The 17,508-nt window shown below is 40.6% G+C and carries 13 protein-coding genes and 1 pseudogene; 13 read left to right on the forward strand and 1 reads right to left on the reverse strand.

The features are described from left to right. Positions 1-10 precede the first annotated feature (10 nt). The 4 genes from CXF95_RS05590 (at position 11) to CXF95_RS05605 (ending at position 2,932) form a co-directional block, all read left to right on the forward strand. Entirely contained in the window at positions 11-631 is a 621-nt protein-coding gene (locus CXF95_RS05590; protein ID WP_101197767.1) for an FKBP-type peptidyl-prolyl cis-trans isomerase, read from the forward strand. Positions 632-1,000: 369 nt separating this feature from the next. Further along, complete coding sequence (locus tag CXF95_RS31110) at positions 1,001-1,126, forward strand: hypothetical protein (protein ID WP_255418891.1); 126 nt, start codon at positions 1,001-1,003, stop codon at positions 1,124-1,126. 242 nt (positions 1,127-1,368) lie between these two features. Beyond that, positions 1,369-1,755: a response regulator gene (locus tag CXF95_RS05600; RefSeq protein WP_101197768.1), complete on the forward strand. Its 387-nt coding sequence runs from the start codon at positions 1,369-1,371 to the stop codon at positions 1,753-1,755. A gap of 49 nt (positions 1,756-1,804) precedes the next feature. After that, the gene (locus tag CXF95_RS05605) at positions 1,805-2,932 is read left to right on the forward strand and encodes a MalY/PatB family protein (RefSeq protein ID WP_101197769.1); all 1,128 of its coding nucleotides are present in this window, start codon (positions 1,805-1,807) and stop codon (positions 2,930-2,932) included. A 107-nt stretch (positions 2,933-3,039) separates the two neighbouring features. Here CXF95_RS05605 and CXF95_RS05610 read toward each other — a convergent pair whose 3' ends face one another. Next, positions 3,040-5,211, reverse strand: a complete 2,172-nt coding sequence (locus CXF95_RS05610; protein ID WP_101197770.1) for a TonB-dependent receptor domain-containing protein — start codon at positions 5,209-5,211, stop codon at positions 3,040-3,042. Between the two features lie 162 nt (positions 5,212-5,373). Here CXF95_RS05610 and CXF95_RS05615 point away from each other — a divergent pair, with 162 nt between their 5' ends. The 9 genes and pseudogenes from CXF95_RS05615 (at position 5,374) to CXF95_RS05655 (ending at position 17,473) form a co-directional block, all read left to right on the forward strand. Next, complete coding sequence (locus CXF95_RS05615) at positions 5,374-6,021, forward strand: UPF0149 family protein (protein ID WP_101197771.1); 648 nt, start codon at positions 5,374-5,376, stop codon at positions 6,019-6,021. Between the two features lie 143 nt (positions 6,022-6,164). After that, entirely contained in the window at positions 6,165-8,396 is a 2,232-nt protein-coding gene (locus CXF95_RS05620; RefSeq protein WP_101197966.1) for a S9 family peptidase, read from the forward strand. A 973-nt stretch (positions 8,397-9,369) separates the two neighbouring features. Next, the gene (locus CXF95_RS05625) at positions 9,370-9,993 is read left to right on the forward strand and encodes a tyrosine-type recombinase/integrase (RefSeq protein WP_101197772.1); all 624 of its coding nucleotides are present in this window, start codon (positions 9,370-9,372) and stop codon (positions 9,991-9,993) included. A 202-nt stretch (positions 9,994-10,195) separates the two neighbouring features. Continuing rightward, positions 10,196-12,355 (forward strand): response regulator, encoded by a 2,160-nt coding sequence (locus CXF95_RS05630; RefSeq protein ID WP_101197773.1) that lies wholly within the window; start codon positions 10,196-10,198, stop codon positions 12,353-12,355. A gap of 25 nt (positions 12,356-12,380) precedes the next feature. Then, on the forward strand, positions 12,381-12,563 hold the full coding sequence (locus CXF95_RS05635) for a hypothetical protein (protein WP_232787693.1): 183 nt from the start codon (positions 12,381-12,383) through the stop codon (positions 12,561-12,563). A gap of 433 nt (positions 12,564-12,996) precedes the next feature. Continuing rightward, positions 12,997-14,133: pseudogene (locus CXF95_RS05640) on the forward strand (IS1182 family transposase); the annotation flags it as partial. 119 nt (positions 14,134-14,252) lie between these two features. Then, positions 14,253-15,854: an IS1634 family transposase gene (locus CXF95_RS05645; protein ID WP_101197774.1), complete on the forward strand. Its 1,602-nt coding sequence runs from the start codon at positions 14,253-14,255 to the stop codon at positions 15,852-15,854. Positions 15,855-16,788: 934 nt separating this feature from the next. Then, positions 16,789-17,070, forward strand: coding sequence for a lipid asymmetry maintenance protein MlaB (locus tag CXF95_RS05650; RefSeq protein WP_101197775.1), 282 nt, complete (start codon positions 16,789-16,791; stop codon positions 17,068-17,070). Positions 17,071-17,110: 40 nt separating this feature from the next. After that, positions 17,111-17,473 carry a response regulator gene (locus CXF95_RS05655; RefSeq protein WP_101197776.1) on the forward strand — a complete coding sequence of 121 codons (363 nt, stop codon included), beginning with the start codon at positions 17,111-17,113 and terminating at the stop codon, positions 17,471-17,473. Positions 17,474-17,508 lie beyond the last annotated feature (35 nt).

Consider the following 17,508-nt stretch of genomic DNA (forward strand, 5'->3'; position numbering starts at 1 on the left):
AGGAGCCAAAGTGTCAGATAAATTTTCTAGCATAGAAACACAAGCAAGTTACGGTATTGGTCTACAAATGGGCGAGCAATTGCGCGCTAATCCTTTCGAGGGTTTAGATATTGCAGCAGTGCAAGAAGGTCTTGCCGATGCATTTAACAATCAGCCAGCTCAAGTTGATAATGATACTTTACGTGTTGCTTTCAATGAAATTCATGAAATTATGCAAGCCGCTAAGTCAGCTGAATTTGCAGAAGTGATTACTCAAGGCGAAGAGTATTTAGCAGAAAATGCTAAACGTGAAGAAATTACAGTGACAGAAAGTGGCCTTCAATACGAATTAGTCAGTCAAGGCGAGGGAGAAGTACCGAACTTGAATTCAACTGTACGTGTTCATTATCACGGTACTTTGTTAGACGGTAGCGTATTTGATAGTTCTTACGACCGTGGTCAGCCAGCTGAATTTCCAGTAAATGGCGTGATTAAAGGTTGGACTGAAGCACTGCAGTTTATGAAAGCAGGAACTAAGTTAAAACTTCATGTTCCAGCCGAGCTAGCCTATGGTGAACAAGGTGCAGGCGGCGCCATTAGCCCCCACAGCACACTAATTTTTGATGTTGAGTTACTCGATATCATTTCTTAGTTAGCAAGTTAGTATAATGAAGGCCGGATATCTGGCCTTTTTTTATGTCTTTAAATTACCATACAGGACTGTTCGTCAATTATTAGGAGACTTAGTAGACATCTTGCTATAAAAACTTTGGATTAGTCATTCACACATCCGTGATGATCTGCACCCAATCTTGACTTCCCGCGCGGCGTCCGCTTGTCAAACTGTTCAACTGGGCGAAGCTGTGCTTCTAAATAATCCAGTTTCACCCTTTTTTATACCTTTTAAACATCATAATTGGAACTGTTCGCCAGTTATTTAGTCAATTCCGTAGAGCTGATTCTACTGCTGTAAACACTTTAAGGTTGGTTCGACCCTAGAACGATCCACAGGACGTGATCATTGATTTTAATGAATCTGGTGTTGGATCCTTCAGATATAGATGGGGTAGATGAACTGGCTGACAAATACAAAGAACAAGGCAACAACTTACATTTAGGCATATCAGCCCAGAATATCGTTAGTTGATGACCAAAGCACAAGAATATGTGAGGATGAATCTAAACGAATATCCGCGGTATCATATTGCCACTTATAAGTTAGACTAAAGCTCTTAAAATCATCGTCGCCAAGTATTTGTTGGGCATTTTTGAAAAGGTTAGAGCGGGGCCACCGTAAATAATGTTACTTTGGCATTCTATCAAGTAATCTATTTTCCAAGATACTGAGATATTTTTATACATTGAAGTTATTTGACCGAGGGAAAATCCATGCTCTACTGTAACCTAGTGGTAATTGACGACGATATTGTGACGCTTGAATTAGTCCAGCTTATTCTTAAAGAAGTCATATCGGGTGAAATTCATGTCTTTTCTGATAGCAAACAAGCTTTAGATTATGTACAAAGCGACAGTATGGACAAGATTTCATTGGTGATATGTGACTGGTTAATGCCTGATGTCAGTGGCTTAGAGATACTCGCAGCACTGCGCAAGACTAATTCCGAATGCCCATTTTTGATGATAACCGCTAATGCAACCAAACAGTTGGTGGTCGATTCTATGCGGTTAGGCGCCACTGACTTTATTGTAAAGCCTTTCATTACTCATGACCTATTAACCAAAATCGAGCGACTTATCCGTGACGCTAATGGCTAATCAAGTCGTATTTCATTTTCTTAAACTTTCAATTTAAGTGACACTATTCATGCAGTTTGGCAATATTATTGATAGAACACCCAGTTACTCACTCAAGTGGGAAAGATATAAAGGCCGCGATATTTTGCCCATGTGGATTGCGGATACAGAATTTAGGTGTGCTGAGCCGATTTTAGATGCCATAAAAGAGCGCACTGAGCATGGTTTGATGGGTTATACCTTGCCCAATGACCATGTCACGGCAAATCAAGCGGTTGTAGATTGGTTAGCTCGTCAATATGATTGGAGTATTTCAGCAGACTGGATTGTGTGGACACCGGGTGTGGTACCTGCATTTAATGTAGCCTGCAAGGCATTTTGTCAGCCAGGTGATAAAGTGTTAATTCAAACCCCTAACTATCCACCTCTTATTGCCGCACCTAAGTTACATGATTTGGTTAAGGTCGATATTGGTACAGTGGAAGTCGACGGTCGTTGGACAATAGACCTTGACGAACTTGAAAAGCAAGCGGCTGATCCTGCATGTAAGTTATTTATAATATGTAATCCAATGAATCCCGTTGGTACAGTACTTACGTCAGGTGAGTTGCAACGTATCGCCGATATTTGTTTAAGCAATAACGTTATGTTGTGCTCTGACGAAATTCACTGTGACATTATTTTAGATGAAAATACCAAACATATTCCAGCGGGAAAACTAGCAGGTTTTAAAGGACAGGCCATTACGCTTATGGCTGCAAGTAAAACCTTTAATGTTGCAGGTTTAGGTACGTCTTTTGCGATTATTGAAGACTCGGCTACAAGACAAAAATTTAATGTTGCAGGTAAGGGTATGGTGCCGTGGGTAACGGTTTTAGGTTTAGCTGCCACCGAAGCTGCTTTTACGCTGTGTGATGATTGGCATCAGGAATTATTAACCTACTTACGTGGCAATAGAGATTATTTAGCGGCAGAAATAGCCAGTATAGATGGCTTAAAATTACTGACACCACAAGCAACCTTTTTGGCGTGGATTGATGCCAGTGGTTTAGGGGTTGATAACCCTCAAAAATACTTTGAAGACAAAGGTATTGGCCCTTCACCTGGGATTGATTTTGGTGATAAGAATTTTGTACGTATTAACTTTGGCTGCCCACGTTCACAACTCGAACAAGCGATGGTATTGTTAAAGGCCTAGTGCCGTTATACAAGATTAAAGCCTAATGATTATTTTAGATTAAAAAAAGGGCCTAACTGTGAAGTTAGGCCCTTTTTCATGGAGTGTCCTATCTAGAAATACGGTAACTAAAAGTTGTACTTAGCACCCACAACGAAAGAACGGGCAGGCAAAGGAGCCACATCTTTTATAAAAGAGCTATGAACCTTGGCTAACTCATTCGTCAAATTATTACCTTTCACGTAAAGGGTTAAATCATTGTCGCCCAACGGAACATAATAATTAAACGACGCAGAAACTAAGGTATATCCATCGGTTTGGGTTTCATAGTCAGCAATTTCATCTTGTTTTGAGTAGTGGGTTGCGCCTAATTCTGCGTGCCAATTATCTTGTTCCCAGTGTAATTCTGCACCCAATCTCATTGGTGGAATTCTAGGTAAATTGGTGTTGTTATCATCACTATGGGCTAACCTTGCCCGGGTAAAGTCAGTAAAAGCGCTAACTCGTAAATACTCATTTAAATGCCAATCAACATCAACTTCAAAACCATAAAGCTCCGCATCTTGTTGAGTGAATAAATACACCGGTGTGCCTTCTTCCTCTTCCGCGGCATGAACTTCCTCTGCTTCATGGTCGTGGAATTCTAAGCCGGTGTTTTGTTGAAACAAATAGTTATCGATTTGGTTGTAAAATACACTGAAATTCATTTGAAGGTTATCAGCTTGGATCCTATAAGTAATATCTAAATTATTAGAGATTTCTTTATCAACTTCATGACTAGATTGCACCACAGCAAACTCAATATCGTCTGGATCACTGTCATCAATCACTAAATCAAAACCTGCTCCAACTTCATAGGTAGACGTACTAATATGGAGTCCATTTGAAAAAATTTCAGATGAAGACGGTGCCCGTTCAGAGAATGCATAATTTAATGCAATCGATTGGTTATCGTTCACTTGATAAACAAATCCTGCTGATGCACTGGCTGCTGTATACGTTAGGTTTTTAAAATCTGCATCAACTTCGTTATCGATAAAAAAGTCGTTGTCTGGTTTGTGAGATACGTCCTCAATTCTACCGCCAAGCTGCCATAAAAAATCGCCAATTGATTTTTCTTCTAATACAAATAAAGCCGCATTGGTTGAATCGGTAGATGGCGTAAAGGCTTCTTCTCCAAAAGCTGAAAATTCAGAGTTTGTATAATGTAAACCTACAACGCCTTCCCAACCTAAAACAGCTTTATGTTTAGCCCAAAGTCTTGATTCAAGAGAGTCATTGGCGAAAGTGGTGCCTACAACGCCTTCTTCGATTTCACTATGTTGATAATCTGTATAAGCACTATGCCAATGCACTTCGGTGAATAAGCCAGAAAGGTTCTTCCAATCGACCGTTGATTGAACACGATCTTGTTTCATCCGAGCAAAGACTGCTGCTTCCTCAATGACTTCTTCGTCATGTCCCTCTTCTTCATCGTGTTCCTCATGATCTTCATGGGCATGCCCAGGAATACCATAATCCGTTTCTAATCGGCCATAAGATAAAGCAACTGTCACATCGTCACCAATCCAACCTGCTCCAAAAGTAAAACCTTGGGAATCTATATCTGAATTATCAATGGTGTCTACTATGTCACCATCTTCAAGGGCAAACTCAGGCACATCATAATCATCAGTTTTACGTTTAAACGCATCAAGATGCCATGCTACTTTCCCAGAACCGCCATTAAGATCAGTCGATACGGAACGTTCGTTTGAAACTGAATCGTTAAGTGCACTGACTCGGCCTGATGTTGTATCTTGGCGGGTTTTAGGTAAGCGGTTATCAACTACGTTTACCACACCACCAATTGCTCCACTCCCGTATAACAATGTCGATGGCCCACGTAACACTTCGATTTGAGTCGCTGTGCTCGTTTCATTGGTTGTTACGTGATCAGGGCCCACGCGTGATGCATCAGAACTATCTAATCCATTTTGTATGACTTTTACTCTTGGGCCATCTAAGCCTCTAATAATAGGGCTACTAGAAACAGGACCAAAATAAGTACTGTTTACTCCTGGTACCGACTTGAGAGTTTCACCTAAGGTGGCACTTTGATTTTTTTCTAATTCCTCACCACTTAAAATTGAAACAGGGGTGGAAGACTGTAAAACTGAACGCCCAAGTGGGGAGGCCGTGATAATCAATTTTTCAATGTCATTTTCATCTTTTTGAGTTGGCTTGTCTTCTGATAAAACGGGTCGACTGGCAATTACGGCCAATACAAATAAGGAAATTTTTGATAGATTAAAAGACATATGTCACTATAATTTAAATGATAAAGTGATGTTATATTATAACAATTGTAGCTCTGTGCAATCACTTTTTGAATAAATTCTCTCAACTGTTAATCTAGAGTCATGTCACAGAGATAAATATGCCTTGGGCACAACAAGGTAAAAGGTTAGTAATTTTAGGTTATGCAAAAATTTGAATCAGACACTCACGCCGCGCTTCACTCATTATGTGAGTCCGAAGAATTATGCGGTGTGTTGCATCCTTATGCCTTTATCCAAGGCGTTGTTTTCGCAGTCGCAGCAGCACCCGAAATTCCTATGCCTGAAAAGTGGTTACTTTGGGCGATGAAAACGGATCATCAACTGATTAACACTAAACATGCAGATAATCTCACCGATATCTTGATGAAAGTATTGCAAGTGCAATTAAAAAGTATGAGTGAAGAAAAGATACATTTACCCATGGGGATAACATTTAATCAGGACGGTCAAAAGCAAAGTTCAGTAGCCGTGTGGTGCCAAGGTATGTTGTTTGGGCATAGTCAACTTGAATCAGTTTGGCAACATGCTTGGAATAAAATGCAACTCAGTGAAGTCACGCAGATGCTGCAGCTTCAAAAAGACCTAAGCCATTGTTTATATATGTTTACTACCTTTGCAGATATCCCCTTGGCAGTTAAGCAGGCTGAAAATAGAGGCAACGACCAGTTGCTTAATATACTGCCAAAAATCTTTTTATCTTTCCCACAAACCTTAAAAACCTACGTAGGATTGTCTGGCAGATTGGTTGACTATTTACCCAACCAGTTTGAAACGTTTGAACAAAAATAAAGTAGCTTTGATAAACTTACTAAAAACAAAAACAAAAACAAAAACAAGGGAAAATATAAATGAGAAGTTTTACTAGCTATAAGAGTGCCACAATCCTTGTAGCCGTCTTGTACACTTTAACTGCCTGCGTAGGGGGGAATAACTTGAACAAAGAACCTGTTAAAAATGGCGTAAAGTTGACTAACGAGACTATATATGGCGACTGGGAATACAACGCAAAAAAACCTGGAGCGGTGCGCTGGTTAGACGAAGGTGCTAGCTATAGTGCATTAGAAACTGCATCAGGTTACAAAGATGCCAAACTAGAAAAAGACCAATATGGGGACGACATCAAGGTGTATGAGGAAATTGTACAATACGATCCTGCTACATTAGAGCGCACTGTTTTATTGCCCCTTAAACAACTTATTCCCCAAGGCTCTGACAAAGCATTAGCTGTAGATGATTATCAATGGTCTGAAGACAAATCTAAAATATTGATCTACACCAATGCTAAATATGTTTGGCGTAAGAAAGATCGCGGCGATTATTGGATCCGCGACCTTAATACTAATGAGTTATGGCAGTTAGGCGGCGAGCAATCTGCACCAGCAGAAATGATGTTCGGTAAATTTTCACCTGATGGTTTGAAGTTCGCTTATGTGTGGAAAAACAACATTTATGTGCAAGATCTTAAGTCAAGAAAAGTACAGGCGCTGACCAATGACGCTTCAAGCACTGTTATCAACGGGTTGTTCGATTGGGCATATGAAGAAGAGTTCTCTATTCGCGATGGATATCGTTGGAGTCCAGACAGTCAGCGTATTGCTTATTGGCAATTAGATACCCATGCAGCCAAAGACTTTTTGATCATTAATAACACCGATACTTTATATCCTGTAGTGACCGCTATTCCCTATCCGAAAGTGGGCGAAGAAAATGCTGCAGCGCGTATTGGAGTAGTCGGTCTTGAAACTGTCAAGACTCAATGGATGTCACTGCCCGGTGTGGCTAAAGATATGTACGTACCGCGAATGGATTGGGCGAATAACAGTGAGCAATTACTGATTCAACAATTTAATCGTAAACAGGATACCAATTCCTTGTTTTACGCTGATGCAAATACAGGCAAAGCTGAGACATTTCTTACTGAAAAAGAAGACACATTTATTGAGTTGATGATTGAGCCTGAATGGCTTGAAAACTCTGACGACTTTATTTGGCAGAGTGAAAGAGATGGCTGGAAACACGTGTATCGTGTATCTCGCAATGGCAAAACATACACAGACCTTACACCAGGAGAGTTTGACGTAACTGAATTGGTTTCGGTTGATGAGAAAAACGGTTGGTTATATTTTATTGCCTCTCCCGACAATGTGTCTCAGCGATACTTACAACGGACACGTTTAGACGGCAGCGGTAAAATGGAGCAGGTCACTCCAAGTCAATTTAGCGGTAGTAATTCATATAAAATATCAGCTGACTCCAGTTGGGCGATACATACCCATTCATCTTTTTTGTCGCCACCGGTTTATAGCTTAATTTCGTTACCCGATCACAAGGCACATCATATGCTAGAAGATAATGCTGCGCTGATGGCAAAATTGGATGAGTTAAGCTTAGGTGAAGTTGAGTTTTACAGCGTAAAAGCTCAAGACGGATTACGTTTAGACGGTTATATGTTAAGCCCTGCAGGGCTAGACAAGAGTAAAAAATATCCATTGATCCATTATGTTTACGGTGAGCCGGCTGGTCAAACCGTGCGAGATGCTTGGCAGGGAAACCGAGGTATGTGGCATTTTATGATGTCGCAACGCGGCTTTGTAATTTCTTCTATTGATAACCGTGGCACAGCAGCGCCTAGAGGTCACGATTGGCGACGTTCTATTTACGCAAGTAATGGTGACTTAGAAACACGGGATCAGTCAGATGCTATTAACGCTACTTGTGCTCGCTGGAAGTTTATCGATTGTAATCGTGTGGGTGTATGGGGCCATTCTGGTGGAGGCTCTTTAACACTCAATTTGATGTTCCGATATCCTGAGTTGTTCAAGGTGGGTGTGTCTCAGGCGCCAGTGCCTGACAAACACCTATATGATTCTATTTATCAAGAACGTTATTCAGGTCTGTTAGAAGATAATGTCGAAAACTATGTGGAATTTTCAGCTATTAATCACGCCTCAAAACTAGAAGGGAAATTATTGCTAGTGCATGGTACAGGTGACGATAATGTGCACTACCAAGGCAGTGAGCGATTAATCAATGAGTTAGTCAAACACAATAAACAATTTGACCTGATGTCTTATCCGAATAGGCGTCATGGAATTGTTGAAGGTAAAGGCACGTCATTGCACTTAAGTACCATGCGAGCGAATTATTTTATGAATAATTTGTAATCTGAGTAGATTAACGCGACTAGATTAAACGACGGCCTTTAAGTTTTAGAGGTCGCCGTTTTTTATACGAATTATTTTTGATTAAGAGACTAAAAGCACCCTTCGCGCCATCATCCCGCGCGGCGTCCGCATGCCATTTGCCCCTAAAACAAGCCATTTTTTGCTGAAACTTTAAAGGCGGAAACAGCAGTGGTGGAGCCACCTAAGATTAAAATCGGCGTAGCCGAAGCGGGTGCTTTTGACCTACTAAATACCAGAAATAATTGGATGAAGAACATAGTTTGACGAGCGGCCATTTTTGCTTACTTTTTGTGGCTGTAGACAAAAAATAAGTCGTACAGAAGGCCGCCGCCGCGCGGGAAGATGCTGCGTAGCTCTGCCTTTATCTATTCGGCTCAAATGTGCCAATACCCATCATTCGGAGTCACTTCAGTTAAACTGATTTTCGCGATAATTTGTCAGTCTAGTTCGCAGCCCAAAAGGGCAGCTAACGACCTAAAGCGGTCGTAAGAGAATTCGAACTATCAGACTATATTGAGCTAAAAACAATCATACGATTAATCAAATGTGACTGACGGCAATTAGCACTCACCGGACATACGTCTAGGCGTTGAAATATAACAAGGTCACACCGCGTTAGCGGACTATCACTCGACGCCTTTTCAAGTGCTGTGACCCCTTGATTTTGAGTTTGTATAAATTGAGCGACGCACTATCAGGTTTCTTTACATAATTTAACTCTGGAATATTCCCTTGAAATTGATAATTCATCGCCTATTTAACGCTGTAACCTGCGAAGCCAGCCACACTTATCATCAAAAACTATCGGGGTCAGAACAAAGTTAAATTATTCCTGATGCTTTTGGCTACATAATTGGTAATAGCTTGAGCCACTAATGTCTGCAATGTCGGAAAAAACGACCATCTGAAAATCATCCATACTTGATAGTCCCTTTATCAAAGGATAACTGTCATGTATCAAATAATTCCTTACATACCAAAACCAAGCTGGAATAAAGACAAACTTGTTGGACAAAAGCTACCCCTAAAGCTTGAGGAGGTATGGTCTATTCGTACAAGGTTGGATATTAGTAATAACCTCCGAGAGTTAACAATGTTCAATTTAGCGCTGGATTGTAAACTTAGAGCATGCGATTTTATTAAATTGAAAGTCCGTGATATTGCTCACGGAACAACTGTTCAATCGCGAGCGATATTGGTTCAACAAAAGACAGGAAAACCTGTTCAATTTGAAATAACACCAAAAACTAAAGTGACTATTACTTCATGGATAAAATCCAATGGCTTAAAAAATGACGACTATCTATTTACAAGCAGAGTAAAAAACCACGACCACCTTTCTACTCGACAATATTCCAGAATAGTCAAACGCTGGGTTTCTAGCATAGGACTTGATGCTACTGCTTATGGAACACATTCGATGAGAAGAACGAAAGCATCGCTTATCTATAAGCGAACAAAGAACCTTCGTGCAGTTCAAATATTATTAGGGCATACCAAGCTAGAAAGCACAGTCAGATATCTCGGTGTAGAGGTTGATGATGCCCTTGAATTGTCTGAGCACACTGACATCTAGCCCAATATTTTCAAATAAGCATGGACGCTTTGAGCGATCAGCAGACGGTGGGTGGTGCTTGTTTTGAATTCTGAATTACGTTTATTTTACCGATATCACGGTGACTTATTTTGTATGAGCATAATCAACGTTTTGTTATTTTCACATTCCTTGCTAAGGTTCAGCTTTTACTTATCGTTTGCATTAAGGTTAACGCTGTAATATGACCCTGTCGATCCGCTTTAGATATTTACTAGCCGTATTTTTGTTGGCAATCTTAGTTACCTCTTCTTGGTTTTGGTTGTCGAAAATCATTAACCAACAAGGCCAAGACGCGCAAATTATCAATGTAGCCGGTCAACAGCGAATGTTAAGCCAACGGATCGCGTTGCTATCCTATCGAATTGATAAGGCGGGTGAAATCGATGTTGTTAACAAACAGCTCGAGGACGCCGTCGCCACGTTTGCCAGTAACCATAATAAATTGATTAACTTGAAGCACATCCCAGATGAGGCCAAATCACTCTACTTCGGTGACGTTCAATTAGACCAGCGTTCTAAGACCTTGATTAATATTATCAGCAGTTTTATCAAAGGCACGACTTCGCCAGAATATCTGCTCCAACAGATTGCAGAGGTCGACACCGAACGACTCCTAAATGATTTGAATTTGGTTGTTAGTGTTTTTGAAAACGATGCCGAAAAACGGGTAAGCTCGTTGTATCAGATTGAAACTTGGCTATGGGCGCTTACATTATTTTTACTTACCCTAGAAGTTTTGTTTATTTTTGAGCCGATGAAAAGACTTATTACTCGACAAATGAGTGATTTAAAGCTCGCAGCAACCCGAGCCATTGAGGCAGAACAAAAAGCGGTTGAGTCGAATAAAGTCAAAGCGCAATTTGTCGCTAATATGTCCCATGAATTACGCACCCCAATGAGCGGAATGTTTGGATTGCTTGATTTAGCATTAAGCCGGCCAAATCAGGCAAAAGACTATGTATCAAGGGCAAAGGCATCAGGCCAACAATTGCTTTTGCTGATTAACGATATTCTAGATTTCGAAAAAATTGAAGCGGGTAAACTAGAGTTAGATGAAAGTGTTTTTTCGCTCCTTGAGCTAATAGATCAAACCTGCACCAACACCGATATTTTATGTCGACAAAAAAATATAGCTTTTGTTTATGAAAAGCCATCGAACATACCTGAATACATAAAAAGTGACGCAGGTAAAATTGTTCAAGTCTTAAATAACTTAATGACCAACGCCATTAAATTTACCGAAAAAGGATCAGTCACACTGTCGGTCGGTGCAACCGTGCAAGAAAAACGTCTTTGGCTTGTTTTCAGTGTTACTGATACTGGTATTGGTATCGAAACCGATAAACAACAGAGTATTTTTGAAGAGTTTAGCCAAGCTGACTCAAGTACCTCAAAAAAATATGGCGGCACGGGTTTAGGGCTTGCTATCAGTTCTAGACTGACTCAGCTGCTGAATGGAAAATTAGAGTTGCAAAGTGATATTGGCAAAGGCAGTCGATTTACCGTTTCAATTCCTGTTCAAAAGGCATCAGCACCGAAAAAGAAAATACCTCATGATACCCACTTTATGACGTGCGCGGTGGTAGATGATTTGGCCTCAAGTCGCGAATTAATGGCATCCATCGCCAGAGATATTGGTTATAAAACGGATGTGTTTGAGAACGGAAAGGCGTTTATAAATGGCACACAATGCTACGATGTTCTGCTTTTAGATTACTTTATGCCTGAAGTTAATGGCGGTGACGTTATTAAGCATTTTATAGAATGTAACCGACTTCCGAAGTATATATTTCTGGTCACTGCCGCATATGACAATCTGGATATCATGGCGGATGTAAAAGCGCATATTGACGCGATTATTGAAAAACCCATCGTAGTGGAAACGCTGGAGTATCATTTACGCTCTGTGCAAAAGCAGGCAAAGACGAATACCCCAATACTGCATGGGCCCATATTAGTGGCTGAAGACAACGATATTAATGCGTATATTATCGAAGCTATTCTTGTGGATAATGGACACGAAGTTGTCATAATGCCCGATGGTCAACAAGCCATAGATTGGCTGAAAAACAGCACAATTCCACCTGAAGTGATATTGATGGATATGCAAATGCCAACAATGGATGGCGTGACGGCAACACGTTATATTCTGCAAGAAATGCAACTGACCATTCCAATTATTGGATTAACAGCCAATGCGCTTAAGTCTGACCATGAGTTATGCCTAGACGCGGGTATGGATCAAGTACTGACCAAGCCGATTGACAAGAAGGCCTTAATTACGGCAATCCATAGTTTAGCTTCGGCAAGTGACCTAGGTACTGTCAAGTTAACAAGATGACTCAGCAATATGCGATAATCTGGGCATGAAAAACACCAATATTTATGCCGGATATCGTTATCTACACCAAATAATCAGTCATGCTGTCTGGTTTGGTCACAAAATTACACTTAGCTTCCGTGACATCGAAAAACTGCTATCAGAAAAAAAGTGCGGCAATAACGACTTACGGCAAGGTTTGTTACCCACTCTAAACACCCTATCGTGACGGCACCACCGTTGACCGTCGCAGTCATGTGCTCTTTGAGTAGCTGGATTTTATTGGCTGTTTAGCGGCGCTGGTAACCAAGTCCCGCGTAAACCTTACTAGATTTCATGGTGTTTGCATCAAGCTCCACATTATTCGTATATGACGAGCACATAACCTTAACAATCTAAGTGTAGATTATTATGGTTGAACGACTTATTTGACACATGGCCTATGGATAGAAGACGTTCCTAAAGATGGGTTTTAGCAGCAAAATGCAGCAATATAATTCTTCGTTCGTATGTCTGCTATGTCGGCAGACTGTGTAAAAACTATTGATCACCTTTTGGTCTAAGTATGTGATGTTTATGATCAATCAGTCTTAGCCACCGATCCAACTTTAAGACCGAATTTGGTATAATAAAATGGTAAGCTAAACCAGAGTATATCTGACATGTCTCACCATATTAAAGGTCAACCAAGACACCAATCGACACTCTTCCCAGAAGCAATAGATGACTTTGTTACCGAAGATAATCCAGTTCGAGTTATCGATATGTTTGTTGACCACCTTGATTTATTAGACTTAGGTTTTGAGACCGTTAACCCAAAGCTTACTGGCCGCCCAGGCTATCATCCTTCTACAATGTTAAAACTCTACATCTATGGTTACTTAAATCGCATTCAGTCATCTCGCAGGTTGGAAAAGGAAAGTCACCGCAACGTTGAATTAATGTGGTTGCTTGAGCGTTTAAGACCTGACTTTAAAACTATCGCCAACTTTAGAAAAGATAATGGCAAGGGGATCAAAAATGTCTGCCGCAAGTTTGTTGAGTTATGTCGTCAGCTCAACATGTTTGAGGATTCAGTGTTCGCCATTGATGGTAGTAAGTTTAAAGCCGTCAACAACAAATCCAAGAATTATACACCCGCCAAAGTTCAGGCTCATATCGAGCGAACAGAAAAGAGTATTCAACAATACTTAAGTCAAATGGACACCAAAGACGGGGATGAAAAGGATATCGACACCACAGTATCTACTTCAAAATTAGCATGGCTTGAGCAGCGATTAGTTGAGCTTAAAGCACTCGAAATACAAGTGAATGAACACCCAGACAAGCAAGTATCACAAACCGACCCTGATGCACGTTTGATGAAGACGCAACATATGCAAAGACAGGTGTGCTACAACGTGCAAAGCGCTGTGGATACAAAACATCACTTGATTGTTGAACACGATGTCACTATGACAACAGACAGAGGCCAGCTCACCTTAGTGGCAGAGCAAGTCCAAAAAACATTAGGTAAACAAGACATCACTATCATCGCCGACAAGGGGTACTTTAGTCGCAACGATATCAAGGCCACACAAGATTTAGGCATGACGGCAAACGTGCCACAAACTGATACATCAGGCTCAGCAAAGAAAGGCATCTTTAACAAGTCATTATTTAAATACGATAAAGACAAAGACCTTTATATTTGCCCAGCGGGCGAGGAATTACCGCATCGACGGAACGTAACCGAAGACGGCCTTGAGCAAAAGGTATACGTTAATTTTTATGCTTGCCGAGATTGTAGCTGTCATTCCGCACCTAAATTTAGAATTGAATTTGGTTATTAATTGACCACTTGATGTGGGTTTGTTAAAAACACCTTGACGCCGATCCCCAGTTTTGATCTATTACTCTCTTTTGAGAGCTATAAATAATGACTTACCCCTCCTCCAAATCCCTCGATCACCTTGGCCTTGTCGCTGGATTTTGTAAAGATATTCAACTTGCACAATACATTGATGATGCATTAGGTGGCTCTAATGAGCGTAAAGTCAGCTTTGGACAATTATTCGTGGCGATGCTACTCAATGGTTTAGGTTTTACCGGTCGCACTTTGCATATGTACAGTGAATATTTTGAAAGCAAACCGCTTGACCGTTTGCTCGGGGAAGGAATATCTGCCGATGATATTAATGACGATGCGCTTGGGCGATGTTTGGATGCACTTTACGACAAGGGCGTATCCTCTCTTTACCAAGGCATAGGCGAGCGGGTGGTCAATCATCTAGGGTTAGATTGCCAAGCGGTGCATCTCGACTCCACTAGTTTCCATTATGATGGCCAAGCCACACCAGTGGGTGAGTTTGGACACATTCGCATTGCCCAAGGCTATTCACGTGACCATCGCCCTGAGCTCAATCAGGTGATATTAAATCTCATTTGCGAAAACCAGTCGGGTATTCCGGTGTACATGAAGCCCGCCAGTGGCAACAACAATGATATGGAAGGCTTTAAACAGATTGTGAAGGCGCATATTGGTAGTTTAAAAGCGGCTCAAGCCAGCCGCTATTTAGTGGCCGATGCGGCGCTTTATGTCAAAGAAACGATTGAGGAATTAGACGCCCAAGGTCAATTATTTATCACGCGGGTGCCGCAAACACTGAGAGAAGCGAAGGCACTGGTTGCACAAGCCCCCACTTTACTGTTTACCCCTATTTCCCAAGGCTATGAAGGCGTCAGTTATGACAGCGAATATGGCGGTGTTAAACAAACATGGTTACTCATTCGCAGTGAGCAGGCTTACAAGCGTGAGCAACACAACTTAAACAAGCGCATGTTAAAAGCCGGCGAGCAAGCGCGAAAAAGCTTCAAACAGTTAAGCCAACAACGCTTTGCCTGCGTCCAAGATGCACAAAGCGCCATTGTAAAATGGCGAAGTAAACAAACCGTGTGTGATGTCAATGCCCGAGCAATTGAAGTGGCGGTATATGCAAACGCAGGACGACCTAAACGAGGCGAATTACCCACGCGCATTGAATATCAAATCACGGGCGAATTATGCACACCTCTGATATCACGCCAAACCGCTTTACAGCAACTCGGACTGTTCATTATTGCCACCAATGATGTCAGTGATGATTTGGATATGGCCAGTTTACTCAGCAGCTACAAAGCCCAGCAAAATGTTGAAAAAGGCTTTCGTTTCTTAAAAAGTCCCGACTTCCTAACCAGTGCCATTTACCTCAAGAAGCCAGAACGTATTGAAGCCTTACTGATGGTCATGACCAGTTGTTTAATGGTGTACGCCAGTCTAGAGCATCAAATCCGCAAAACACTCAAAGACAAGGCGTGTTACTTCCCCGACCAGAAAAAAAAGCCAAGCCAAACACCCACTGCTCGATGGGTTTTCCAATGCTTCGAAAATATTACAGTTCTGTATCAAGCTGAACACATTCCGCTGGTGATGAACTTAAAAGAACGACAACACATCATCATTAATTGCCTTGGTGATGTATACCGGAGAATTTATTCTTAAAGTGGGTGCGGAAGATCGGCTGGTATACTTTAAGCTATATTGTCAAATATTAAATAATCTCGAACTCTTCACTTTAAAGCGTGAAAATGAAGCGCTACCCACCAGCTTGTGATTGTCGATTAAAACCGAGTACCAGCAAGAAATCTGCTGTTTAGCTCAATTCTGTCAAAGACAAAGGTATCAAGCCTGTTTGGGTGTTGTGGAAGGTAAGACACGGGATAACACATAGTTTACCCACCTTGCTTAGTCATAAAATGATGAAGAAAACGGTCTATCCTACCTTATCAAAGCCATGACGTGGTCACCGGACAATACATGATTCATATTGAAGACATTTCACGTATTTAATTCGATAAAAGCAGAACTCAAAAAAGACTAAAAGCTAAAGCTCGCCAAACAAAAAGTGGCGAAATAATAACAAAATCATTTTTTATAACACTAAATTAACGATATTTTTTTTGAAAATAAAAAAAGCTATAGGTATTTTTACTTATTTTGATAGCAAGAAAGTATTTAAAATTATACCTAAGTATAGTTATGTATACACAAAATTATTGTTAAGTTATACGTGTATATAAAAAACTTTTACTGATTAGTCCGTCTCGCTTACCATTGTAAATCTATTGAAACCTTGATTAAGAGTGCATTCATAGGCATGTCTTATATAAATCTGACTCCCTCAGACATAAAACCTAGCGCAGGTCAGATTAATATTTTCTTCATGTTTAAATTAAAAAGTCAAATAAAAAAACCACGGGGAACGTTAATTTTAACGTCCTATGACTAAAGTTTAATGGCATTATCTAAAAATAATTCTTTATCTTTTAAGAATTACAATGCCTGATATATGGATGTATTGGAGATGTATTGCAGATGTATTGCAGATGTATTGGCTTTCGACATAAGTCTTTAGCCTAGAAATGGAAATATCAACATGAGTACTAAAACAAGCCTATCGTTAGGCGAATCATTGAATATCTCACAAGTCAGTAATTTGCACCAGCGTTTGGCTATTTCACTTGGAAAATGTTCAACCATCGAATTAAAAGCAGATAAAGTGCGAATAGCAGATAGCGCTGGTCTGCAGCTTATCCTCTCCCTGAAAAAAGAAGTCGACACTTGCGGCGGAAAAATCAGCTGGAAAAATCCTTCTCCTCCTCTACTTGATGCGGCTCGTATATTGGGGCTATTTGAGGATTTGGGCTTACATAATTAGAAAAAATATAAATGTTAACTCATGACTCAGGATTTGATAAATGGCACAAATATTAATCGTAGATGACTCGGCTTCCATGCGTAACATGGTTGCTACAACCCTAAAATCAGCAGGCCATCAGGTGACTGATGCACCCGACGGACAGGCAGGATTAAACAAAGCCAAAAGCAGTAAGTTTGACGTTATTGTTACTGATTTAAATATGCCGATTATGAATGGCATTGATTTGGTTAGAAACTTAAGAGCGTTAGCAAATTACAAATACACTCCAATTCTATTATTGACAACAGAATCCTCCATGGACAAAAAATCCGAAGGCAAGGCAGCGGGTGCGACAGGATGGTTAGTTAAACCATTCAATCCAGATAAGTTGTTAGCCACAGTGGCACGAGTGATCGGATAATTAAACAGCCTTAATAATACAGGGAAAAATATTCG

This window comes from Paraglaciecola sp. MB-3u-78 (assembly GCF_002835935.1).
In the GTDB taxonomy this organism is placed as follows: domain Bacteria; phylum Pseudomonadota; class Gammaproteobacteria; order Enterobacterales; family Alteromonadaceae; genus Paraglaciecola.